Origin of the sequence: Streptomyces sp. NPDC002232, from assembly GCF_042890295.1 — a bacterium.
Taxonomy (GTDB): Bacteria; Actinomycetota; Actinomycetes; order Streptomycetales; family Streptomycetaceae; genus Streptomyces.
This window is the reverse complement of sequence record NZ_JBIARV010000002.1, coordinates 328,863-351,995: the sequence shown is the minus strand read 5'-3', so window position 1 is coordinate 351,995 and position 23,133 is coordinate 328,863. Positions and strand designations below refer to the sequence as shown.

The 23,133-nt window shown below is 73.1% G+C and carries 18 protein-coding genes; 15 read left to right on the top strand and 3 right to left on the bottom strand.

Annotated features, from left to right (window positions below; genetic code table 11):
* The first annotated feature begins 38 nt into the window (after positions 1-38).
* Together ACFYXU_RS08330 and ACFYXU_RS08325 are read left to right on the top strand one after the other, a co-directional pair.
* A complete protein-coding gene (locus ACFYXU_RS08330; RefSeq protein ID WP_329856732.1) occupies positions 39-827 on the top strand; it encodes a methyltransferase in 789 nt (262 codons plus the stop codon).
* A gap of 272 nt (positions 828-1,099) precedes the next feature.
* Complete coding sequence (locus ACFYXU_RS08325; protein ID WP_329856730.1) at positions 1,100-1,504, top strand: DUF3040 domain-containing protein; 405 nt, start codon at positions 1,100-1,102, stop codon at positions 1,502-1,504.
* 630 nt (positions 1,505-2,134) lie between these two features.
* On the opposite strand, the gene ACFYXU_RS08320 is transcribed toward ACFYXU_RS08325, so the two are convergent.
* The 3 genes from ACFYXU_RS08320 to ACFYXU_RS08310 are packed head-to-tail and all read right to left on the bottom strand — an operon-like array spanning position 2,135 to position 6,914.
* Positions 2,135-4,543 carry a DUF3488 and DUF4129 domain-containing transglutaminase family protein gene (locus ACFYXU_RS08320; RefSeq protein WP_376512063.1) on the bottom strand — a complete coding sequence of 803 codons (2,409 nt, stop codon included), beginning with the start codon at positions 4,541-4,543 and terminating at the stop codon, positions 2,135-2,137.
* Positions 4,540-5,895 (bottom strand): DUF58 domain-containing protein, encoded by a 1,356-nt coding sequence (locus tag ACFYXU_RS08315; protein WP_376512061.1) that lies wholly within the window; start codon positions 5,893-5,895, stop codon positions 4,540-4,542. The genes ACFYXU_RS08320 and ACFYXU_RS08315 overlap by 4 nt, the downstream gene beginning before the upstream one ends.
* Positions 5,895-6,914 carry an AAA family ATPase gene (locus tag ACFYXU_RS08310; RefSeq protein ID WP_376512060.1) on the bottom strand — a complete coding sequence of 340 codons (1,020 nt, stop codon included), beginning with the start codon at positions 6,912-6,914 and terminating at the stop codon, positions 5,895-5,897. Before ACFYXU_RS08310 ends, ACFYXU_RS08315 begins: the two co-directional genes overlap by 1 nt.
* Before the next feature lie 565 nt (positions 6,915-7,479).
* Between ACFYXU_RS08310 and rsmH the strand changes: the two genes are divergently transcribed.
* The 13 genes from rsmH (at position 7,480) to ACFYXU_RS08245 (ending at position 23,050) form a co-directional block, all read left to right on the top strand.
* Positions 7,480-8,436 carry a 16S rRNA (cytosine(1402)-N(4))-methyltransferase RsmH gene (gene rsmH, locus ACFYXU_RS08305; protein WP_389408259.1) on the top strand — a complete coding sequence of 319 codons (957 nt, stop codon included), beginning with the start codon at positions 7,480-7,482 and terminating at the stop codon, positions 8,434-8,436.
* Positions 8,433-9,173 carry a hypothetical protein gene (locus ACFYXU_RS08300; protein WP_389408260.1) on the top strand — a complete coding sequence of 247 codons (741 nt, stop codon included), beginning with the start codon at positions 8,433-8,435 and terminating at the stop codon, positions 9,171-9,173. The genes rsmH and ACFYXU_RS08300 overlap by 4 nt, the downstream gene beginning before the upstream one ends.
* Before the next feature lie 5 nt (positions 9,174-9,178).
* On the top strand, positions 9,179-11,176 hold the full coding sequence (locus ACFYXU_RS08295; protein WP_389457565.1) for a peptidoglycan D,D-transpeptidase FtsI family protein: 1,998 nt from the start codon (positions 9,179-9,181) through the stop codon (positions 11,174-11,176).
* Positions 11,177-11,192: 16 nt separating this feature from the next.
* The gene (locus ACFYXU_RS08290; protein WP_329856719.1) at positions 11,193-12,866 is read left to right on the top strand and encodes a UDP-N-acetylmuramoyl-L-alanyl-D-glutamate--2,6-diaminopimelate ligase; all 1,674 of its coding nucleotides are present in this window, start codon (positions 11,193-11,195) and stop codon (positions 12,864-12,866) included.
* A 4-nt stretch (positions 12,867-12,870) separates the two neighbouring features.
* Entirely contained in the window at positions 12,871-14,295 is a 1,425-nt protein-coding gene (murF, locus tag ACFYXU_RS08285) for a UDP-N-acetylmuramoyl-tripeptide--D-alanyl-D-alanine ligase (RefSeq protein ID WP_329856718.1), read from the top strand.
* Positions 14,292-15,362 (top strand): phospho-N-acetylmuramoyl-pentapeptide-transferase, encoded by a 1,071-nt coding sequence (gene mraY / locus ACFYXU_RS08280; protein ID WP_116161474.1) that lies wholly within the window; start codon positions 14,292-14,294, stop codon positions 15,360-15,362. Before murF ends, mraY begins: the two co-directional genes overlap by 4 nt.
* Positions 15,344-16,783, top strand: coding sequence for a UDP-N-acetylmuramoyl-L-alanine--D-glutamate ligase (murD, locus tag ACFYXU_RS08275; RefSeq protein WP_389456935.1), 1,440 nt, complete (start codon positions 15,344-15,346; stop codon positions 16,781-16,783). The genes mraY and murD overlap by 19 nt, the downstream gene beginning before the upstream one ends.
* Positions 16,784-16,838: 55 nt before the next feature.
* Positions 16,839-18,179 carry a putative lipid II flippase FtsW gene (gene ftsW, locus ACFYXU_RS08270; RefSeq protein WP_329856715.1) on the top strand — a complete coding sequence of 447 codons (1,341 nt, stop codon included), beginning with the start codon at positions 16,839-16,841 and terminating at the stop codon, positions 18,177-18,179.
* A gap of 6 nt (positions 18,180-18,185) precedes the next feature.
* On the top strand, positions 18,186-19,280 hold the full coding sequence (gene murG / locus ACFYXU_RS08265; RefSeq protein WP_329856714.1) for an undecaprenyldiphospho-muramoylpentapeptide beta-N-acetylglucosaminyltransferase: 1,095 nt from the start codon (positions 18,186-18,188) through the stop codon (positions 19,278-19,280).
* Between the two features lie 24 nt (positions 19,281-19,304).
* Positions 19,305-20,105: a cell division protein FtsQ/DivIB gene (locus ACFYXU_RS08260; RefSeq protein ID WP_389456933.1), complete on the top strand. Its 801-nt coding sequence runs from the start codon at positions 19,305-19,307 to the stop codon at positions 20,103-20,105.
* A gap of 277 nt (positions 20,106-20,382) precedes the next feature.
* A complete protein-coding gene (ftsZ, locus tag ACFYXU_RS08255; RefSeq protein ID WP_329856711.1) occupies positions 20,383-21,597 on the top strand; it encodes a cell division protein FtsZ in 1,215 nt (404 codons plus the stop codon).
* Positions 21,594-22,331 carry a peptidoglycan editing factor PgeF gene (gene pgeF, locus ACFYXU_RS08250; RefSeq protein ID WP_376512049.1) on the top strand — a complete coding sequence of 246 codons (738 nt, stop codon included), beginning with the start codon at positions 21,594-21,596 and terminating at the stop codon, positions 22,329-22,331. Before ftsZ ends, pgeF begins: the two co-directional genes overlap by 4 nt.
* Positions 22,331-23,050: a YggS family pyridoxal phosphate-dependent enzyme gene (locus ACFYXU_RS08245; protein WP_361394132.1), complete on the top strand. Its 720-nt coding sequence runs from the start codon at positions 22,331-22,333 to the stop codon at positions 23,048-23,050. The genes pgeF and ACFYXU_RS08245 overlap by 1 nt, the downstream gene beginning before the upstream one ends.
* Positions 23,051-23,133 lie beyond the last annotated feature (83 nt).

Sequence of the window (23,133 nt, the reverse complement as noted above, 5' to 3'; positions counted from 1 at the left end):
GGGGAGCGCCCGTACCCGTCACCGAGGAGTCAACAGCCGTGCCGGACCCTTCCCCTGTCTTCGGTCGAGAGGCGTCGTCGCGTCCGTCGCGCGCCTCCCTGCGTACCGCCGTCGTCTGGGACGTCCTGAAAGACGCCCTGGACCGCCGGGTCGAGGCCACCGGGAAGGACAGCCTCGACGTCCTCGACACGGGCGGCGGCTCCGGCAACTTCGCGGTGCCGGTGGCCCGCCTCGGCCACCGGGTCACCGTCGTCGACCCCAGCCCCAACGCGCTCTTCGCGCTGGAGCGCCGGGCCGCCGAGGCCGGCGTCGCCGATCTCGTGACCGGTGTCCAGGGCGACATCCGCGGCCTCTTCGACGTCGTGGGACACGAGGAGTACGACGCGGTGCTGTGCCACGGCGTCCTGGAGTACGTCGACGACCCCGCCGAGGGCGTGCGGAACGCGGTCGCCGCGCTCCGCGCCGGCGGCAGCCTCAGCCTGCTCGCCGCCGGGGTCGGCGGCGCCGTCCTGGCCCGGGCGCTCGCCGGCCACTTCACCGAGGCCCGTCACGCGCTCGACGACCCGGCGGGCCGCTGGGGCGCGGGCGACCCGGTGCCCCGCCGCTTCACCGCCGAGCAGCTCACCGGGCTCGCCGACAAGGCCGGGCTCGCGGTCGGCGCCGTGCACGGAGTCCGGGTCTTCGCCGACCTGGTCCCCGGCGTGCTCGTCGACACCGAGCCGGGCGCCGCCGAGGCCCTGCTGAAGCTGGAGGCGGCCGCCGCGGAGCTCTCCGCGTTCCACGCCATCGCCACCCAGTTGCACGTCCTCGGCGAGAAGAGGGCCTGATCAGGAGGGTCACCCGTTCGGCGGTGCGGGCCGCGGTGTGCCATGGAGTACGCCACAGCCCGCCCGAGGAGGGGCTCCGCCCCGTATGATCGGGGGACACCATCCGGCATGACGGACGAGGGGCTGGGGAATCAACGCCTCAGCAACCGATCCGCATGGCGGCCCGGATTGGCTATTCGGCATTGAGGGCGGGTTTCACGGGGGCGATTCCCTGCCTATCCTGAAAGGGCCGCAAACCGGTCGCCCCCGCGACCGACGACTAGGAGGACTCCGTGCCGCTCTCGGAGCACGAGCAGCGAATGCTCGAGCAGATGGAGCGAGCGCTGTACGCCGAAGACCCCAAGTTCGCGACAGCGCTCGAGGGAAGCGGACTGCGTACGTACACCCGGCGACGGGTTTACCAGGCAGTCGCCGGCTTCCTGGTGGGTATCGCGCTCCTCATGGCCGGAATGGTCGCACAGCAGATCTGGATCAGCGTGGTGGGTTTCCTCGTCATGCTGGGCTGCGCGGTCCTGGCGGTCACCGGATGGCGCAAGGCGCCCAAGCCGGGCGAGCAGCAGGCCAGGGGCGGGACGGCGGCCGGTGGCCGTCAGACCCGGCAGCGACGCTCCATGATGAACCGGATCGAAGAGCGGTGGCAGCGCCGCCGCGACGAGCAGCAGGGTGGCGGCCGCTGACGGGCCCTGAGCGGTAGCCCCGCCGCCCCCGAAACCCTCCGAGCCCCGCAGAGCCCGCGCCCTCCCGGCGCGCCCTCTGCGGGGCTCGGCGCGCTACGCCTGCCCGGCGGGGGCCTGGCTGGCGGTCGGCGGGGACGGTGCGGCAGGTGCGGGCCCCTCACCCGGCCCGTGCGGGCCGCCGCGCGAGCCTGCGCCTGCGGCCGTCCGCACCCGCCCCTTCCGTGCGGGCCTGCGCGCGAGCCGCGCCCGTGTGGGCCTTCGGTCGGCGCCGCCGTGCGCGGGGCCGTCGCCCACGCCCGTGTGGGCAATCGTCCCGCTGGGGCGGGACGGGTGGGCACACGGGACGGCGCCCTTCGCGGCGCCTCCGCGTTCTGCGCCCTGGCCCGCACCACCTGTGACGGCACCCGGGTGGTGCGGGTCAGGTCCAGGAGCCTCTGGCGCCGGCAAGGCGCGGGTCCGTTGTGCCCACCCGTTCCGCCCCTTGCGGAACGCCTGCCCACAACGAGGCCGACGGGGGCGCCGCCCGCAACGGGCCGCGCGCGGGCCTCGCAACGCGCGGGCGCGGGCGGCCCCACAACGCGCGGGCGCGTGGGCCCGCAAGGTGTGGGCCCGCAGCCCGACGGGGCCCCGTCAGTTCGCGTCGCGTGGTGTGCGGTGGAGGCGGGTCGTCACCGTGTGGCGGCGTTCCGACCACCAGGACGTCGTCGCCGCCCAGCGGGCCGACGCCGCCCAGCGGAGGCGGACGGCCGAGCGGGGGGCCAGGAGCGCGCGGAGCCGGGTACGCCGGTCGGCGCCCGCGTGGAAGCCCGCACGGACCCGCCCCGCGTCCTCGGCGAGACCCGCGACCGGCTGCGGCCGGGGCGCGTACAGCACCTCCTCCACCGCCCGTGCCACCCGGTGCACCGCGTCGGCGGACTCGCCCCGCAGCTCGCCGAGGAGCACGATCCGCTCCGCCGACTTCCTCGGCGTCAGCGAGTCGTCCGGCTCGACCCCGTGGTCCCAGGCCGTGTCGTTGATCTCCTGCCAGACCGCGAGCGTCCGGGCCGCCGTCTCCGCCGGGCCCCGGACGCCGCCGGAGCCGAGCCGTCCGGCCCGCGCCCGGGTCCGCCAGAACAGGGGGAGGAGGGGCAGCACGAGGACGATCAGGGCCGCGAGCGACCACAGGAGCACCGTCGTCACATCGGGGCCCGAGCCGTCCGACGAGGCCCCGGCCACCGCCGCGTCCGGCCCGCAGTCACCGAGCCTGCGCATCTGCGGGGTGCAGCTCTCCGAGGCGCTCGGCGCGACGGACGGCTGCGCCGAGGCGCTCTGCTGCGGCTGGGCGGGCCCGGTGGCCGTGCCGGTCGGCGTGGTCTCCCGAGTCCAGGAGGGGGTGGAGCCCCGCGTGGGCGTCGGCTCGAACCGGGTCCACCCGGCGCCCTCGAAGTAGAGCTCGGGCCAGGCGTGCGCGTCCCGGATGCCGACGGAGACCGACCCGTCGGTCTGGGTGGTGCCCGGCATGAAGCCCACGGCCACCCGCGCGGGGATGCCGAGCGAGCGGGCCATCGCCGCCATGGAGAAGGAGAAGTGGACGCAGAAGCCCTCCTTGTCCTTCAGGAAGCGGGAGATCGCCTGTACGCCGGTGCCGGAATCGACGTCGACGTCGTAGCGGAAGCCGCCGTCCCGGGCGAACCAGTCCTGGAGCCGCACCGCCCGCTCGTAGTCGTTGCGCGCGCCCCTGGTGACGTCCAGGGCCGTCGTCCGCACGTCGGCGGGCAGGGTCGCGGGGATCTTGGTGTACTCGCGGCGCAGCTTCTCCGGGGCGGGCCCGGCGGCCGAGAGCTGCCCGGCCGTCGGCTGCACGTCCAGGCTGGAGACCTGGTAGCGGGCGCCCTTGGTGGTCTGCTTGTCGTCGCCGACGAGCATCCGGCCGGCGGGCTCGTACCGCCAGCGGCCGCCGATGTCGACCCGGCCGGCCGGGTACGGCATGGGCAGCCACTTCTGCTCGTACGCCTCGGAGGCGACGATGTTGCTGGTGATCTCGGTGGTCTTGACGCTCTGGGAGAGGCCTTCCGGCCAGGGCAGCTGCTCGGGTACGTCCTCGATCGGGCGGACCGAGGACTTCCAGGAGGTGCCGTCGAACTGGTCGAGCGCGACGAGCCGCAGATAGAGGCCGCTTGTGTCACGGGCGTTGGTCCGGTAGCGGAGGACCTCCCGGTCCTCCGGCTGGCGCAGGTTGTTCTGGAGCGAGACCAGCGGGTTCACGGCCGAGATCGTGCCGCCCTTGCCGGCGCCGCCGGTCCCCTCGCCGCCGCTGCCGAAGAGGCCGCCGGAGAAGCCGGGCAGCGCGAACGGCACCACCAGCGCGACGCCCATGGCGACGGCGCCGATCCGGCGGCCGGTGCGGGCCGGCGCGACGGCGGGGCCGCCGGCGACGGAGGAGCCGGGCCGGCCGGAGCGCTGGGCGCCGCCGAAGACCCGCCCCCACTGGGAGAGCCGGTCGCGGCCCTCGGAGAGCAGGAGCAGCAGATAGCCGGAGGCCGCCAGGAGGAACCAGAGCCAGCCGGCCCCGCCCCCGGAGAGCCCGGCGGCCACCGAGTACAGCGCGAGCAGCGGCAGTCCGGCCGGGGCCGCCTTGCGGAAGGTGACCGCGAGGGCGTCCACCAGGAGCCCGATCGCCACGACGCCGCCGACCAGCATGAGCCGGATGCCCTCGGTGTCGGGCGCGGGGATCGCGTACCGGCCGACGTCCTCGGCGCCCGCCCCGAACAGCTCGACGGCGTGGGTGACCGCCTCGGGCCCCGGGAAGAGCCACAGGAAGGCCTGCTCGCGGGCGAAGAACAGGGTGAGCGCGAGGAGCGCGGCGACGGTCTGCGCCAGCAGGGTCAGCGGCCGTGCCAGCGGGACCCGCCGGGTCAGCGTGCCCACCCCGCTCACCAGGGCCAGCACGAAGGCGGCCGTGAAGATCCAGGTCGCCGGCTTCACCAGGGGGAGCAGGGCCCCGGCGGCCATCAGGGTGGCGGCCCAGGAAGCGAGCGTCAGCCGGGTGCGGCCGCTCATGACCATCCTCCGTAGGTGTCGGCGGCCGCGGCGTCCGTGCGGAGACCGGCCGCCTGCTGCCACAGGTCGGCGAGCGAGGCGCCGGGCGGCACGGCGAGGGCCGTCCATCCCGCCTCCCGCAGCTGCCGGACCCGCTGGTCGACGGCGCCGGCGACCGAGCCGCCGGTGAGCCAGGTGCCCGAGTCCAGGACGAAGGCGACGGCCGCGCCGCTCCGCCCGCGCATCCGGGCGGTGAGGGCGGCCTGCTCCTCGTCGAGGTCGCCGAGGAAGGCGACGAGCAGCCCGTCGCCGCCGCCGCGTAGCACGTCGGAGGCGCGGGAGAGCCCGGCCCCCTCGGAGTGGTCGACGACCGCGAGGGTGTCCATCATCAGTCCGGCCGCCTCGGCCGAGTCCTGCGCCGAGCCCGCGAAGCCCTCGGCCCCCGCGCCGGGGACGGCGCTGCCGGTGTCGGTGAGCAGCCGGACCGCGTACCCGCGCTCCAGCATGTGGACGAGCGCGGACGCGGTGCCCGAGACGGCCCACTCGAAGGCCGAGTCGGGGCCCGCGCCCTGGTAGGCGATCCGGCGGGTGTCGAGGAGGACGGTGCAGCGGGCGCGCTGGGGCAGCTCCTCGCGGCGGACCATCAGTTCTCCGTAGCGGGCGGTGGAGCGCCAGTGCACCCGGCGCAGGTCGTCGCCGTGCCGGTAGGTGCGCGGGATGACGTCGTCGTCGCCGGCGAGCGCGAGGGAGCGGGACTGCCCGTCGCCGTACCCCGAGGCCTCGCCGAAGAGCTTCACGGGCGGGAGGGCCTCGGTCCGGGGGACGACGGTGAGGGTGTCGTACGCGCTGAAGGACCGGGTCAGCTCGCACATCCCGAAGGGGTCGTCGAGCCGCAGCTGGAGGGGGCCCAGCGGGAAGCGGCCGCGCAGGTCGGAGCGGACCCGGTAGGACACCTCGCGCCGCCCGCCGGCCTCGACCCGGTCGAGGACGAAGCGGGGGCGGGGGCCCAGCATGTACGGGACGTGGTCCTGGAGCATCAGGAGGCCGGTGGGCAGCTTGGAGACGTTCTCCATCCGCAGCTGGACGCGTGCCTCGTGGCCGGTCTCCACCCGCTGGGGGGTGAGGCGGCGGGAGGCGGCGACCCGGTAGCGGGTCCGGTGCAGCACGAGGACGCAGATCAGCGGCAGGGCGGCGAGCAGCAGCCCCACACGCAGCAGGTCGGCCTGGCCGAGGACGTACGCGCAGGCGGCGGCCGCCACCCCCGCGGCGAGGAAGGAACGGCCCCGGGTGGTGAGACCGCCGAGGGCGGCCCGCAGTCCGCCCCGGTCGTCCTCGTCGCCCCGCGGTCCGTCCGGAACGGCGGCGCCACTCATCACAGCCGCCGGGCGCCGGGCTGCTGCTGGCCGTAGAGCGGTCCGGCGGGCGGGGCCGCGGACGGGACGGGGGTGCGCTGGAGGATCTCCTGGACGACCTGCTCGGCGGTGCGGCGGTTCAGCTGGGCCTGCGCCGTCGGCAGCAGCCGGTGCGCGAGGACCGGTGCGGCGAGCGCCTGGAGGTCGTCGGGCAGGACGTAGTCGCGGCCGCTGAGCGCCGCGGAGGCCTTGGCGGCCCGCAGCAGGTGGAGCGTGGCGCGGGGGGAGGCGCCGAGGCGGAGGTCGGTGTGGGTGCGGGTCGCGGCGACGACGTCGACCGCGTACCGGCGGACGGCGTCGGCGACGTGGACCCCGCGCACCGCTTCGATCAGCTTGAGGACGTCGTGGGCGTGGGCGACCGGCTGGAGGTCGTCCAGCGGGGAGACCGAGCCGTGCACGTCGAGCATCTGGAGCTCGGCCTCGGCGCTCGGGTAGCCGATGGAGACCCGGGCCATGAAGCGGTCGCGCTGGGCCTCGGGCAGCGGGTAGGTGCCCTCCATCTCGACCGGGTTCTGGGTGGCGACGACCATGAACGGGCTGGGCAGCTCGTACGTCTGGCCGTCGACCGTGACCTGGCGCTCCTCCATCGACTCCAGGAGCGCGGACTGGGTCTTGGGCGAGGCGCGGTTGATCTCGTCGCCGATCACGATCTGGGCGAAGATCGCGCCGGGCTTGAACTCGAAGTCCCGGCGCTGCTGGTCGAAGATCGACACACCGGTGACGTCCGAGGGCAGCAGGTCGGGGGTGAACTGGATGCGGCGCACCGAGCAGTCGATGGACCGGGCCAGCGTCTTGGCCAGCATGGTCTTGCCGACACCGGGGACGTCCTCGATGAGGAGGTGCCCCTCGGCGAGCAGCACGGTCAGCGAAAGCCGTACGACCTCGGGCTTGCCCTCGATCACGCTCTCCACCGATCGGCGGACTCGCTCCACAGTGGTGGTCAGATCAGCGAGGCTCGCTCGATCGTCATAGGTCGTCACCCCGGCCCTCCTCGGCCTTTCGGAACTGTCGTCCGAGCATTGTTGTTGCCGTGGCCGGGCCTGTCACTTGCGTGCGGACAAGTGCAAGCGAATTGCCAGGGTTTGGCATGTTGTGCCGGGTCGATCTCGCGCGGCGGGCCCGGAATCACGGCGACGGTGAGACACCGGACGGCGTCGGCGCGGAGCGGGGACGCCGAGGTCCGGACGCGCCGCGCCGGCCGGGGCGGCCGGTGACCGCGGCGCCGGTGCGCGGGGCGTCGGCGGAGGGGTGCGCGGAGACCGTCATGGTTCCCACGGTAGGCGCCACACCCCTTTTCGGCCCGCCGCGAGAAGGGGCGGAGAAGGGCGGCGGACCGTACTGTGAGCTACGCCACTGGTGGTGCTCGCCGGGCCGCGCGGCGCGCCAGTCGGTTGATTGACCGGCGGGTCCCGTGGACTAAAGTGACGCGGAGTTCACGGAGACAACGAGCGATTTTCCGCGGTTTCTCCCCCGTGTGTGCGGCGGTACCTCCGGCTCGGCCCCATCCCGCGGTACGTGCCTCCGCGCCGGATCTGAGAGGGCGCTTTGAGCAACGACCGACACGTCCCGGTGATGCTCCAGCGGTGCCTGGACATGTTGGCCCCCGCCCTGCGGCGCCCCGGCGCGGTCGTCGTCGACTGCACCCTGGGCCTCGGCGGCCACAGCGAGGCACTCCTGCGGCAGTTCCCCGAGGTGCGGCTCGTCGCCCTCGACCGGGACAAGGAGGCCCTGCGGCTCTCCGGTGAGCGGCTCGCCCCGTACGGGGACCGCGCCACCCTCGTCCACGCCGTGTACGACGAGCTGCCCGAGGTCCTCGACCGGCTCGGCCTCCCCACCGTCGACGGCGTCCTCTTCGACCTGGGCGTCTCCTCCATGCAGCTGGACGAGGCCGACCGGGGCTTCGCCTACGCGCAGGACGCCCCGCTCGACATGCGCATGGACCAGACGACCGGCATCAGCGCCGCCGAGGTCCTCAACACCTACGCCCCCGGCGAGCTGGTCCGCATCCTCCGCGCGTACGGCGAGGAGAAGCAGGCCAAGCGGATCGTCTCGGCCATCGTCCGCGAGCGCGACAAGGAGCCGTTCAGCAACAGCGCCCGGCTCGTCGACCTCATCCGCGACGCCCTGCCCCAGGCCGCCAAGCGGACGGGCGGCAACCCGGCCAAGCGCACCTTCCAGGCCCTGCGCATCGAGGTCAACCGCGAGCTCGACAGCGTCGAGCAGGCGATTCCCGCGGCGGTGAAGGCCCTCTCCGTCGGCGGCCGGGTCGTCGTCCTCTCGTACCAGTCGCTGGAGGACCGGATCGTCAAGGGCGTCTTCGCGGCCGGAGCGGCGACCACCGCCCCGCCCGGCCTCCCGGTCGTCCCCGAGAAGTACCAGCCCCGCCTGAAGCTGCTCACCCGAGGCGCCGAACTGCCCACGGAGGAGGAGGTCGCCGAGAACCGGCGCGCCGCCCCCGCCCGGCTCCGGGGCGTCGAGCGCATCCGGGAAGACGTCCTGTGAGCACGACGAAGGGGCCCCTCAAAGGGCGGGCCGCGCGCCTCGGGCGGCTCATGCCGTCCGGACCCAGCTCGGCCGCCCGCACCCCCTTCGTCCTGCTCGTCTTCGTCCTGCTCGGCGGCGGCCTGATCGCGCTGCTCGTGCTGAACTCGGCCCTCAACCAGGGCTCCTTCCAGCTGAACGAGCTCAAGGACAGGACCACCGAACTCACCGACGAGGAGCAGGCGCTCCAGCGGGACGTCGACGACTACGCGGCCCCCGACGCCCTGGAGCGGCGGGCCCGCGAGCTCGGCATGGTCCCGGGCGGCAGCCCCGCCTTCCTCGCCCCGGAGGGCAAGGTCCTGGGCGAGCCCTCGGTCGCGGAAGCCCCGAAGCCGACCCCCTCGCCCCAGCCGAAGCCGGCCCGGAAGCCGGCGGCGGCGTCCTCGGCCACCCCCGCCACCCGGACCAGCGCCTCGACGGGCGTCCGGACGTTCGACGGCCCGTCCGGCACCGCCGAAGCGGCGGCCGGCACCGGCGCCGAGAGCTTCTCCACCGGCGGGACGCCCGCCCTCCCGGGTCCGGCCGACGCCGGCCCGGCACGGACGGAACAGGCCCCCGCCCCCACCGACCCCGGCCCGGCAGGGACGGAACAGGCCCCCACCGACCCCGGCCGGGCACGCACGGAGCCGGGGCCCGAGGTGAGCGACCCCGCGCAGGACCCCGTCCAGGACCCCGCACCCACACGATCCGGCAGGTGACCGCAGTGCCCCCCAAGGAGCCCCCGCGCCGCCGCGTCCCCGGACCCGCCCGGCCCGCGCGCCCCCGGCCCGTCGCCGCCGGAGCCCGCACCCCGGCCGCCCATCCGTCCCGCCCCGCCCCGCGCCCCGCCGCGAAGCGCCCCGCGCCGCCCCGGCCCCCGGCCCGGCAGCCCCGCACCATCCGGCTCGGCAGCCCCCGGCCCCGGCTGCGCCTGATCTCCCTGGGCCTGACGCTCGTCATGCTGGTCTTCGTGGTCCGGCTGCTCCAGGTGCAGGCCGTCGACGCCGGCGCGTACGCGGCCAAGGCCGACAAGTACCGCTTCCAGGAGTACACGCTCTCCGCCGAACGCGGCGAGATCACCGACCGCAACGGCATCGCGCTCGCCGCCAGCGTCGACGCGTACGACATCACCGCGGACCCCAAGCTCTTCACGCCCGAGGAGTCGAAGACCGCCGACGCCCCGGAGCAGGCGGCCGCGCTCCTCGCGCCGATCCTCGGCAAGGAGCCCGCCGAGCTGGCGAAGAAGCTCCGCACCCCCAAGTCCCGCTACACGCTGCTCGCCCGCAAGCAGACCCCGCAGGTCTGGAACCAGATCAAGGACCTCAAGAGGGTCTACGGCCAGAAGTCCCAGGCCGTCGGCGGCAACGGCGTGAACCTCCTCGGCGGCATCCTCAGCGAGCCCAGCACGAAGCGCGTGTACCCGAACGGCGGGCTCGCCGCCGGGATACTGGGCTACGTCAACGCCGAGGGCAAGGGCGCCGGCGGCGTGGAGTCCATGCTCGACCCGGAGCTCGCCGGCAAGGACGGCAAGATCCGCTTCACCCAGTCCGGCGGGCGCCAGGTGCCCACCGCGGGCTCCCAGGGCACCCCCGCCGTCCCCGGCACCGACATCGAGCTGACCATCGACCGGGACGTCCAGTGGGCCGCCCAGCAGGCCATCACCGAGCAGGTGAAGAAGTCCAGGGCCGACCGCGGCTACGTCGTCGTGCAGAACACCAGGACCGGCGAGGTCCTCGCCATGGCCAACGCCCCCGGCTTCGACCCCAACGACCTGTCGGCCGCCAACGCCGCCGCCATGGGCAACGCGGCCCTCCAGGACGCCTACGAGCCCGGCTCCACCAGCAAGGTCATGTCGATGGCCGCCGTCCTGGAGGAGGGCAAGGCGGCCCCGGACACCCACGTCACCGTCCCCAACCGGCTCCACCGCGGCGACCGGCTCTTCCAGGACGACATCGACCACATCACCTGGCACCTGACCCTCAACGGCGTCCTCGCCAAGTCCAGCAACATCGGCACCATCCTCGCCACCGGCCGGCTCGGCGACACCCAGGCGGAGGCCAACCGGGTCCTCCACTCCTACCTCCGCAAGTTCGGCATCGGGAGCCCCACCGGCCTGGACTTCCCCGGCGAGACCTCCGGCATCCTCGCCAAGCCCCAGGACTGGTCCACCTCGCAGCAGTACACGATCCCCTTCGGACAGGGCCTCTCCGTCAGCGCGATGCAGGCCGCCTCCGTCTACTCGACCATCGCCAACGGAGGCGTACGGATCGAGCCGACCCTCGTGCGCGGCACCAAGGGGCCGGACGGGCGCTTCGCCGCGGCCGCCGCGCCCAAGGAGTCCCGGGTGATCAGCGAGAAGACCGCCAAGACCCTCGCGCAGATGCTGGAGTCCGTCGTCAAGGACCGGGAGGGCACCGGCAACAAGGCCGCCATTCCCGGCTACCGCGTCGCGGGCAAGACCGGCACCGCCAACCGCGTCGACCCCGAACTCGGCCGCTACAAGGGCTACACCGCCTCCTTCGCGGGCTTCGCCCCCGCCGACGACCCGCAGATCACCGTCTACTGCGCGATCCAGAACCCGACGAAGGGCAGCTACTTCGGCGGCCAGATCTGCGGACCCATCTACAAGAAGGTCATGGAGTTCGCCCTCAAGACCCTCCACGTCGCGCCCACCGGCAGCGAGCCCGCCCGACTGCCGGTCACCTTCGAACCCACCCCGTGACACTCCGGGAGCACCAGTGACAACGATCACCCCCCATTCCGGGAACCGGAAATCGAACTCCGGCGAGGCCCCGGGCTCTTTTGGCCCCGCACAGGGTGGGCCCGGTACGCTCACCGCCGTGCCACACGCTGATCAGTACCGAAACGCCCCACCCCGGCCGGAGCAGGCCCGCCCGACACCCCTGGGCGACCTGGCCGCGCAGCTCGGGACCGACATCCCGCGGGCCGCCGAGATCTCGGGCATCACGCACGACTCGCGGGCCGTGCGCCCCGGGGACCTGTACGCGGCCCTGCCCGGCGCCCGCACCCACGGCGCCGACTTCGTCGCCCAGGCCGCGGGACTCGGCGCCGCCGCGATCCTCACCGACCCGACGGGGGCCGACCGCGCCGCGGAGACGGGCCTCCCCGTCCTCGTCGTGGAGAACCCGCGCGGCCGGATGGGCGAACTCGCGGCCAGGATCTACGGACGCCCCGGCGAGGACCTCCTCCAGATCGGCATCACCGGTACCTCCGGCAAGACCACCACGGCGTACCTCGTCGAGGGCGGACTGCGCGGCTCCGGACGGCGGACCGGCCTCGTCGGCACCGTCGAGATGCGGATCGGCGACGAGCGCATCAAGTCCGAGCGCACCACCCCCGAGGCCACCGACCTCCAGGCCCTCTTCGCCGTCATGCGCGAGCGGGGCGTCGAGGCCGTCGCCATGGAGGTGTCCAGCCACGCCCTCGTGCTCGGCCGGGTCGACGGCTGCGTCTTCGACGTCGCCGTCTTCAACAACCTCAGCCCGGAGCACATGGAGTTCCACTCCGACATGGAGGACTACTTCCAGGCCAAGGCCGGGCTCTTCACGCCCCGGCGCAGCCGCCTGGGCGTGGTGAACCTCGACGACGCGTACGGCCGCAGGCTCGTCACGGAGGCGACCGTCCCGGTCGTCACGTTCTCCGCCGAGGGCCGCGCCGAGGCCGACTGGCGCGCCGAGGACCTGGTCCTCGGCTCCCACGACTCGACCTTCACCGCCGTCGGCCCCGAGGGCGTGCGGGTCTCGGCCACCGCCCCGCTGCCCGGCCCGTTCAACGTCGCCAACACCCTCGCCGCGATCGCCACCCTGGCCGCCGCCGGCCTGGACCCGAAGGCCGCCGCCGAGGGCGTCGCGGCCGTCCCCGGCGTCCCCGGCCGCCTGGAGCGGGTCGACGCCGGCCAGCCGTACCTCGCGGTCGTCGACTACGCCCACAAGACGGACGCCGTCGAATCGGTGCTGCGCTCGCTGCGCGAGGTCACCGAGGGCCGGCTGCACGTCGTCATCGGCTGCGGAGGCGACCGGGACACCACCAAGCGCGGCCCGATGGGCGCCGCCGCCGCACGGCTCGCCGACACCGCCGTGCTGACCTCCGACAACCCCCGCTCCGAGGACCCGCTGGTGATCCTCAGCGCCCTGCTCGCGGGTGCCGCCGAGGTGCCGCAGGGGGAGCGCGGCGACGTCCTGGTCGAGCCCGACCGGGCCGCCGCGATCGCCGCGGCCGTCTCCCGTGCGCGGCCCGGCGACACCGTCCTGGTCGCCGGCAAGGGTCACGAACAGGGCCAGGAGATCGCCGGGGTCGTACGCCCCTTCGACGACCGTCAGGTCCTGCGCGAGGCGATTACCAGCCAGCAGAACCAGCAGGACGCACACCGTCACGAGAACAGTCAGGGATGAAGCAGTGATCGCCCTCTCCCTCGCCGAGATCGCCGAAATCGTCGGCGGGCAGGCGCACGACATACCGGATCCGGACGCCCGGATCACCGGGCCCGTCGTCATCGACTCCCGCGAGGTGCGGGCCGGAAGTCTCTTCGCGGCCTTCACCGGTGAGCACGTCGACGGCCACGACTACGCGGAACGCGCCGTCGAGGCGGGAGCGGTGGCGGTGCTCGCCGTCCGCCCCGTCGGCGTGCCCGCCCTCGTCGTCGACGACGTCCAGGCCGCGCTGGGGGCCCTCGCCCGCGCGGTCGTGGAACGGCTCGGCACCGATGTCGTCGCCCTCACCGGATCGGCCGGAAAGACCTCCACCAAGGACCTGATCGCCCAGGTCCTCGAACGGCACGCGCCCACCGTGTGGACGCCCGGCTCGCTCAACAACGAGATCGGCCTGCCGCTCACGGCGCTCCGCGCGAGCGACGAGACCCGGCACCTGGTCCTGGAGATGGGCGCCCGCGGCATCGGGCACATCCGCTACCTCACCGGACTGACCCCGCCGCGCATCGGCCTCGTCCTCAACGTGGGCAGCGCCCACATCGGCGAGTTCGGCGGCCGGGAGCAGATCGCGGTGGCGAAGGGCGAACTCGTCGAGGCCCTGCCGTCCGCGGAGGACGGCGGCATCGCGATCCTCAACGCCGACGATCCGCTCGTCCGCGCGATGGCGAGCCGCACCACGGCCCGCGTGACCCTGTTCGGCGAAGCGGACGAAGCGGCCGTACGGGCCGAGAACGTCCACCTCACAGCGAACGGACAGCCGTCTTTCAGGCTTCACACACCCACCGGGTGCAGTGACGTGACCTTGCGCCTGTACGGTGAGCACCACGTGTCGAACGCGCTCGCAGCGGCCGCCGTCGCGCACGAGCTGGGCATGCCTGTCGAAGAGATCGCCACCGCGCTCTCCGAGGCCGGCACCCTGTCGCGCTGGCGCATGGAGGTCACCGAGCGTCCGGACGGCGTGACGATCGTCAACGACGCCTACAACGCGAACCCCGAGTCCATGCGAGCCGCCCTGCGCGCGCTCGCGGCCATGGGCAGGGCCGCACAGGCCCGAGGGGCTCGTACGTGGGCGGTGCTCGGCAAGATGGCCGAGCTCGGTGACGCATCGCTCGTCGAGCACGACGCGGTCGGACGGCTCGCCGTCCGGCTCAACGTCAGCAAGCTCGTGGCGGTCGGGGAGAGGGAAGCTTCCTGGCTGCAACTGGGCGCATATAACGAGGGTTCGTGGGGTGAGGAGTCGGTGCACGTGTCCGACGCGCAGGCGGCTGTCGACCTGTTGCGCAGTGAGCTGCGCCCGGGGGATGTCGTCCTTGTGAAGGCTTCCAGGTCGGTCGGTCTCGAAAAGGTCGCGCTGGCGCTCCTCGACACCGAGGGCGAGGTCACCGGCCGATGAGGCAGATCCTCTTCGCGGGGGCCATCGGGCTCTTCCTGACCCTGATCGGCACACCGCTGCTGATCAAGCTCCTTGCGCGCAAGGGGTACGGGCAGTTCATCCGTGACGACGGCCCGCGCGGTCACGCCGGGAAGAAGGGCACGCCCACCATGGGCGGCATCTCCTTCATCCTGGCCACGCTCATCGCGTACGCGCTGGCCAAGGTCATCACCGGTGAGGACCCGACGTACTCGGGCGTCCTGGTGCTGTTCCTCATGGCGGGGATGGGCCTCGTCGGCTTCCTCGACGACTACATCAAGATCGTCAAGCAGCGTTCGCTCGGTCTGCGGGCCAAGGCGAAGATGGCCGGCCAGCTCATCGTCGGCATCGCCTTCGCCGTGCTCTCGCTCCAGTTCGCGGACCTGCGCGGGCTCACCCCGGCGTCCACGAAGCTCTCCTTCATCACGGACTTCGGCTGGGCCATCGGCCCGGTGCTCTTCGTGGTCTGGGCGCTCTTCATGATCCTGGCCATGTCCAACGGCGTGAACCTGACGGACGGTCTGGACGGCCTGGCCACCGGCGCCTCCGTGATGGTCTTCGGCGCGTACACCTTCATCGGGCTCTGGCAGTTCCAGGAGTCCTGTGCCAACGCGGTGACGCTGACGAACCCCAACGCCTGCTTCGAGGTCCGCGATCCGCTCGACCTCGCGGTCGTGGCCTCCGCGCTGATGGGCGCCTGCTTCGGCTTCCTCTGGTGGAACACCTCGCCCGCCAAGATCTTCATGGGTGACACCGGCTCGCTCGCCCTCGGCGGCGCCCTCGCCGGTCTCGCCATCTGCTCCCGTACGGAGCTCCTGCTGGCCCTGCTCGGCGGCCTGTTCGTGCTGATCACGATGTCCGTGGTCATCCAGGTCGGCTCGTTCAAGATGACCGGCAAGCGCGTCTTCCGGATGGCACCCCTCCAGCACCACTTCGAACTCAAGGGGTGGTCCGAGGTCCTGGTCGTCGTCCGGTTCTGGATCATCCAGGGCATGTGCGTGATCGTGGGCCTGGGCCTCTTCTACGCGGGATGGGCAGCGGACAAGTGACAGAACAGCTCGACTGGAACGGCAGGCACGTCACCGTCGCGGGCCTCGGGGTCTCCGGGATCCCGGCCGCCCGCGTCCTGCACGCCCGCGGCGCGCTCGTGACCGTCGTCAACGACGGTGACGACGAGCGCTCCCGGGCCCAGGCCGCCGCACTGGAGGCGGAGGGCATCACCGTCCGCCTCGGCGACGGGGCGACCCTGCCGGCCGGCACCGAGCTGATCGTCACCACCCCCGGCTGGCGGCCCGACAAGCCCCTCTTCACGGCCGCCGCCGAGGCGGGCGTGGAGGTCTGGGGCGACGTCGAGCTGGCCTGGCGGCTCCGGGGCCCGGACGCCGCCCCCTGGCTCGCGGTCACCGGCACCAACGGCAAGACCACGACCGTGCGGATGCTCGCCTCGATCCTGGAGGCCGCCGGCCTGCGGACCGCCGCCGTCGGGAACATCGGCGTCTCGCTGCTCGACGCCGTCCTCGGCGACGAGCCGTACGACGTGCTCGCCGTCGAGCTCTCCAGCTACCAGCTGCACTGGGCGCCGTCGGTCCGCGCCCACTCGGCCGCCGTGCTCAACCTGGCGCCCGACCACCTCGACTGGCACGGCACCATGGAGGCGTACGCCGCCGACAAGGGCCGGATCTACGAGGGCAACCGGATCGCCTGCGTCTACAACGTCGCCGACCAGGCCACCGAGGACCTGGTGCGCGAGGCCGACGTCGAGGAGGGCTGCCGGGCCATCGGCTTCACCCTCGGCACCCCCGGCCCGTCCCAGCTCGGCGTCGTCGAGGGCATCCTCGTCGACCGGGCCTTCGTCGAGAACCGGCAGAAGAACGCCCAGGAGCTCGCCGAGGTCGCCGACGTCCAGCCCCCGGCCCCGCACAACATCGCCAACGCCCTCGCCGCCGCCGCCCTCGCGCGCGCCTTCGGCGTGGAGGCGAAGGCCGTACGGGACGGCCTCAAGGCCTTCCGGCCCGACCCGCACCGCATCGAACGGGTCGAGGAGGTCGGGGGGATCGCGTACGTCGACGACTCCAAGGCCACCAACACCCACGCCGCCGAGGCCTCGTTGGCCGCCTACGACCCGATCGTCTGGATCGCCGGCGGCCTCGCCAAGGGCGCGACCTTCGACGAGCTCGTGCAGAAGTCGGCCGGACGCCTGCGCGCAGCCGTCCTGATCGGCGCCGACCGCGCCCTGATCCGCGAAGCCCTGGCGCGACACGCCCCGGAGGTCCCGGTGGTGGACCTCGACCGGACCGACACTGGGGCGATGTCCGAGGCGGTCCGCGAGGCGGCCCGGCTCGCCCGCCCGGGGGACACGGTCCTGCTCGCCCCGGCCTGCGCCTCGATGGACATGTTCACCAACTACAACAAGCGGGGCGAGGCCTTCGCGGACGCGGTCCGCGCCCTCGCCGCCACCGGGGACGCCTGACCCGACCAGCGGGAGGGTCCGGCCGGACCGGGCACGACTGGAGGGGACAGCGACCATGCCGAGCAAGATCGCCGGGACACGCCGGCCCTCCGCCGCACGCGGCGGAGGGCGGGCACCCGCGACCCCGCGGCGGGCGCGCGGCGGAGGCGTCCGGGGCATGTACGAGCGCCTCCGCAAGGCCTGGGACAGGCCCCTCACGGCGTACTACGTCATCATCGGCGCGGGGCTGCTCATCACCACGCTCGGCCTCGTGATGGTCTACTCCGCCTCGATGATCACGGCGCTCCGCTACGACCTGGTGCCCTCGTACTTCTTCCGGAAGCAGTTCGTCGCCGCCCTGCTCGGCACCGGACTGCTCCTGGTCGCCTCCCGGATGCCGGTGAAACTGCACCGGGCGCTCGCCTACCCGATCCTGGTCGGCGCGGTGTTCCTGATGGTCCTCGTGCAGATCCCCGGGATAGGGCACGCGGTCAACGGCAACCAGAACTGGATCTCCCTCGGCGGCCCCTTCCAGCTCCAGCCCAGCGAGTTCGGCAAGCTGGCGCTGATCCTGTGGGGGGCCGACCTGCTCGCCCGCAAGCAGGACATGCGGCTGCTGACCCAGTGGAAGCACATGCTGGTGCCGCTGGTCCCGGGCGCCTTCATGCTGCTCGGACTGATCATGCTCGGCGGCGACATGGGCACCTCGATCATCCTGGCGGCCATCCTCTTCGGCCTGCTGTGGACGGCCGGCGCGCCCACCCGGCTCTTCGTCGGCGTGCTCACGGTGGCCGGCGCGATCGGCGTGCTGCTCATCAAGACGAGCGCGAACCGGATGAGGCGCTTCGACTGCATCGGCGCGACCGACCCCGGCGGCGAGGGAGCCCCCTGCCTACAGGCCGCGCACGGAATCTATGCTCTGGCCTCGGGCGGCTGGTTCGGTTCCGGACTCGGTGCGAGCGTCGAGAAATGGGGCCAACTGCCCGAGGCGCACACCGACTTCATCTTCGCGGTCACCGGTGAGGAACTGGGTCTCGCGGGGACGCTGTCGGTACTCGCCCTGTTCGCGGCTCTAGGCTATGCGGGTATCCGCGTGGCCGGAGGCACGGAGGACCCCTTCGTGAGGTTCGCCGCGGGAGGTGTGACCACCTGGATCACGGCTCAGGCCGTGATCAACATCGGTGCGGTGCTCGGCCTGCTGCCGATCGCCGGTGTCCCGCTCCCGCTGTTCTCCTACGGAGGGTCGGCCCTGCTGCCGACCATGTTCGCCGTCGGGCTCCTCATCGCCTTCGCGCGACAGGAACCCGCCGCGAAAGCGGCCCTGGCCATGCGCCGCCCCGGTTGGGGCAAGCGGGTCGGGAAGAGATGGAAGTCGATGCGACGGCGCGTCAAGAAGCGCCCGTCCGGAGAGCGGTGAATTTCGGTGCATGTCGTACTCGCCGGTGGGGGGACCGCCGGCCACATCGAGCCCGCGCTCGCCCTCGCGGACGCCCTGCGCAGGCAGGACCCCAGCGTGGGGATCACGGCGCTCGGCACGGAGAAGGGTCTGGAGACCCGTCTCGTGCCCGAGCGGGGCTACGAGTTGGCGCTCATCCCCGCCGTGCCGCTGCCCCGTAAGCCCACCCCCGAGCTGATCACCGTCCCCGGGCGGCTGCGCGGCACGATCAAGGCGGCCGAGCAGGTCCTGGAGCGCACCAAGGCGGACTGCGTGGTCGGCTTCGGCGGCTACGTGGCCCTGCCCGGCTACCTCGCGGCCAAGCGCCTCGGGGTGCCCATCGTGGTCCACGAGGCCAACGCGCGCCCCGGTCTGGCCAACAAGATCGGTTCGCGGTACGCGGCCGGGGTCGCGGTCGCCACCCCGGACAGCAAGCTCCGCAACGCCCGCTACATCGGCATCCCGCTGCGGTACACGATCGCGACCCTCGACCGGGCGCGCGTGCGGCCCGAGGCGCGCGCCGCCTTCGGTCTGGACCCGAACCTGCCGACCCTGCTCGTCTCGGGCGGCTCGCAGGGCGCCCGGCGGCTCAACGAGGTCGTCCAGCAGATCGCCCCGGTGCTCCAGCGCTCCGGGATCCAGATCCTGCACGCGGTGGGTCCGAAGAACGAGATGCCGCGTGTCGACAACATGCCCGGTATGCCGCCCTACGTGCCGGTACCGTACGTGGACCGGATGGATCTCGCGTACGCCGCGGCCGACATGATGCTCTGCCGCGCGGGCGCCATGACCGTCGCCGAACTCTCCGCCGTCGGGCTGCCCGCCGCCTACGTCCCGCTGCCCATCGGCAACGGCGAACAGCGGCTCAACGCCCAGCCGGTGGTGAAGGCCGGCGGCGGACTCCTCGTCGACGACGCGGAGCTGACGCCGCAGTGGGTGCAGGGCAACGTCCTGCCCGTACTGGCCGATCCGCACCGGTTGTACGAGATGTCCCGCGCCGCCGCCGAGTTCGGCCGCCGGGACGCCGACGACCTGCTCGTCGGCATGGTGTACGAGGCGATCGCCGCCCGCCGGCAGGCGTAGCGGCCCTGAGGCAGGAGGCGCCGGGTGGCAGCCGGACCGACGACCGCGGAGCAGCGCGGCACCAGAAGGCCGAAGGGGTCGTCGGAGCGGCCGTCCGGCGCCGACGGCCGGAACCGCCGGTTCCGGCTGCCGGGCCGGGTGCTCCTCGTGGCGCTCGGCCTCGTCGCGCTCGTCGCCGGCGGGGTCTGGGCGCTCTACGGCTCGGCCTGGTTCCGTGTGGAACGTGTGAAGACTTCGGGCACCGGGGTCCTCACCCCGGCCGAGGTCGAGGCCGTCGCCGCGGTCCCGGTCGGCGCCCCGCTCGTCACCGTCGACACCGACGCGATCGAGGCCCGGCTGCGGCAGCGGCTGCCGCGGATCGAGACGATCGACGTCGTGCGGTCATGGCCGCACGGAATCGGGCTGAAAGTGACGGAACGGCAGCCCGTCCTCCTGGTGGAGAAGGGCGGAAAGTTCACCGAAGTGGACGCGACCGGGCTGAGGTTCGCCACCGTCGACACCGCGCCCCGCGGCGTCCCGCTGCTGGTCCTCGACAGCGCCTCCTCGCCGAGCCTGCGCCGCTTCGGCGCGGACCGGCTGCTCCAGGAGGCGGTGCGCGTCAGGGGTGAACTCCCGGCGGAAATCGCCCGGGACACTCGTGTCGTGCGCATCACCTCGTACGACTCCGTCACTCTGGAGCTGACCCGGGGCCGGACGGTCTTCTGGGGCAGTGGTGAGCACGGCCCGGTCAAGGCCCGGGTGCTGACCGCCCTCATGAAGGCCACTCCCAAAGCGGGGCACTTCGACGTAAGTGCCCCCACGGCCCCCGCCTCGTCCGGAAGTTGACGGGCATCTCCGCTGGCCAGCACCCTGGTTGGCCAGCGCTACGGGTGATCACATAGGGTGAAAAGAAAAACGGGAGGTTCGGCGTGTTCGTTGAACGTGCGCCACTTGTCGACTTAGTGTCCTGTCCGGAAGAGTCCAGCGAACAGAGACACTGGTAACCCTAAACTTCAACGTTAGGGTTCGGGTCGGCGTTTCGGACCGTCCCAATCGGCATCCGTCGGAGCGGCGCGACCAACGCGCGGCGACGACACGTAACTCGAGGCGAGAGGCCTTCGACGTGGCAGCACCGCAGAACTACCTCGCAGTCATCAAGGTCATCGGTGTCGGCGGCGGTGGTGTCAATGCCATCAACCGAATGATCGAGGTCGGTCTCAAGGGCGTCGAGTTCATCGCGATCAACACCGACGCGCAAGCGCTGTTGATGAGCGACGCCGACGTCAAGCTCGACGTCGGCCGTGAACTCACCCGCGGCCTCGGGGCCGGGGCCAACCCGGCCGTCGGTCGCAAGGCGGCAGAGGACCACCGTGAGGAGATCGAGGAGGTCCTCAAGGGGGCCGACATGGTCTTCGTCACCGCCGGCGAAGGCGGCGGCACCGGCACCGGCGGCGCCCCCGTCGTCGCCAACATCGCGCGCTCGCTCGGCGCCCTGACGATCGGTGTGGTCACCAGGCCGTTCACCTTCGAGGGCCGGCGCCGCGCCAACCAGGCGGAGGACGGCATCGCCGAGCTCCGCGAAGAGGTCGACACCCTCATCGTCATCCCGAACGACCGGCTGCTGTCGATCTCGGACCGCCAGGTCTCGGTGCTCGACGCCTTCAAGTCGGCCGACCAGGTCCTCCTGAGCGGTGTCCAGGGCATCACCGACCTCATCACCACCCCGGGTCTGATCAACCTCGACTTCGCCGACGTCAAGTCGGTCATGTCCGAGGCCGGTTCGGCGCTCATGGGCATCGGCTCCGCCCGCGGCGACGACCGCGCGGTCGCGGCGGCCGAGATGGCGATCTCCTCGCCGCTCCTGGAGGCCTCGATCGACGGCGCCCGCGGCGTGCTGCTCTCCATCTCCGGCGGCAGCGACCTCGGTCTCTTCGAGATCAACGAGGCCGCTCAGCTGGTCAGCGAGGCGGCCCACCCCGAGGCCAACATCATCTTCGGCGCCGTCATCGACGACGCCCTCGGCGACGAGGTCCGGGTCACCGTCATCGCGGCCGGCTTCGACGGCGGCCAGCCGCCGGCCCGCCGGGACAACATCATCGGCTCGGTCTCGGCCAAGCGCGAGGAGCCGGCCCCGGCGCCCCGCGCCACCGAGAACCCCCGCCCGCTCGGCGGCCTCGGCACCGTCGCCCCGCGCGAGGAGCCGGTCTCCGCGCCGGTCGAGCCCGCCCCGGCCGTCAACGAGGCCCCGCTGACGCCCGCTCCGCCGGTCGTCCCGCCGGCCCGTCCGTACGCGGACAGCCAGGCCGAGGAGCTGGACGTCCCGGACTTCCTGAAGTGATAGGACCCCGCTTCGACGCGAACGGCGCCCACTTCGCCTTCACCGACCGGTGGGGCGGGGTGAGCGCCGTTCCGTACGAGCAGCTCAACCTCGGCGGAGCGGTCGGCGACGACCCCGCGGCGGTCCTCGCCAACCGGGCCGCCGCCGCCGGAGCCCTCGGGCTCGACCCGGCGCGGGTGGTCTGGATGAACCAGGTCCACGGCGCCGGCGTCGCCGAGGTCGACGGACCGTGGGGGGACGGGGAGATCCCGTCCGTCGACGCCCTCGTCACCGCCCGGCCCGGACTCGCGCTCGCCGTCCTCACCGCGGACTGCGTCCCCGTCCTCCTCGCCGACCCGGTCGCCGGAGTCGTCTCGGCCGCCCACGCGGGACGGCCCGGGATGGTCGCCGGAGTCGTCCCCGCCGCGGTCGCGGCGATGGTGCGGCTCGGCGCCGACCCCGCCCGGATCACCGCCCGCACCGGCCCCGCCGTCTGCGGCCGGTGCTACGAGGTGCCGGAGGCGATGCGCGCCGAGGTCGCGGCCGTCGAACCGGCCGCGCACGCCGAGACCTCCTGGGGCACCCCCGCCGTCGACGTCGCCGCCGGAGTGCGCGCGCAGTTGGAGCGGCTCGGGGTCCGGGACATCGTGGACGCCGGGGTCTGCACCCTGGAGTCGCGCGACCACTACTCGTACCGCCGCGATCGCACCACGGGGCGACTCGCGGGATATGTCTGGTTGGCAGGGAAGAGCTGATGACGGACCGCAAGTCGGAACTCGCCGCGAACCTCGCCCGGGTGGAGGAGCGCATCGCCGCCGCGTGCGCCGCCGCCGGGCGCGAGCGGGACGAGGTGACCCTGATCGTGGTCACCAAGACCTATCCCGCGAGCGACGTCAGGCTCCTGCACGAGCTCGGGGTGCGGCACGTCGCCGAGAACCGGGACCAGGACGCCGCCCCCAAGGCCGCCGCCTGTGCCGACCTCGATCTGACCTGGCACTTCGTGGGCCAGTTGCAGACCAACAAGGTCAGGTCCGTGGTGGGTTATGCCGATGTGGTGCAGTCCGTCGACCGCTCGAAGCTCGTTTCCGCCCTGTCCGCGGCCGCCGAGAAGGAGGGCCGCGAGCTCGGCTGTCTGATCCAGGTCGCGCTCGACGCCGAGTCGGGCGAGCGGGGCGACCGGGGCGGTGTGGCGCCGGACGGGATCGAGGAGTTGGCCGCCGCGGTGGCGGCCGCGCCCGGACTGCGGATCGACGGACTGATGACCGTCGCCCCGCTCGCGGGGGAGTACGCGGGGCGGCAACGGGCCGCCTTCGACCGGTTGATGGATTTGTCGACTGCCCTGCGCGCGACCCGTCCTGCTGCGAACATGGTGTCCGCAGGGATGAGTGCGGACCTCGAGGAGGCCGTCGCTGCCGGGGCGACACACGTACGCGTCGGTACGGCGGTACTCGGAGTGCGCCCGAAGCTCGGGTAACGTCGCGAAGCAAGTCGGACCACAGCAGAAAATATGGTCATTCCGCAGAACCGCGGGGTGCCCCGTGGATCGCCGGCACTTGG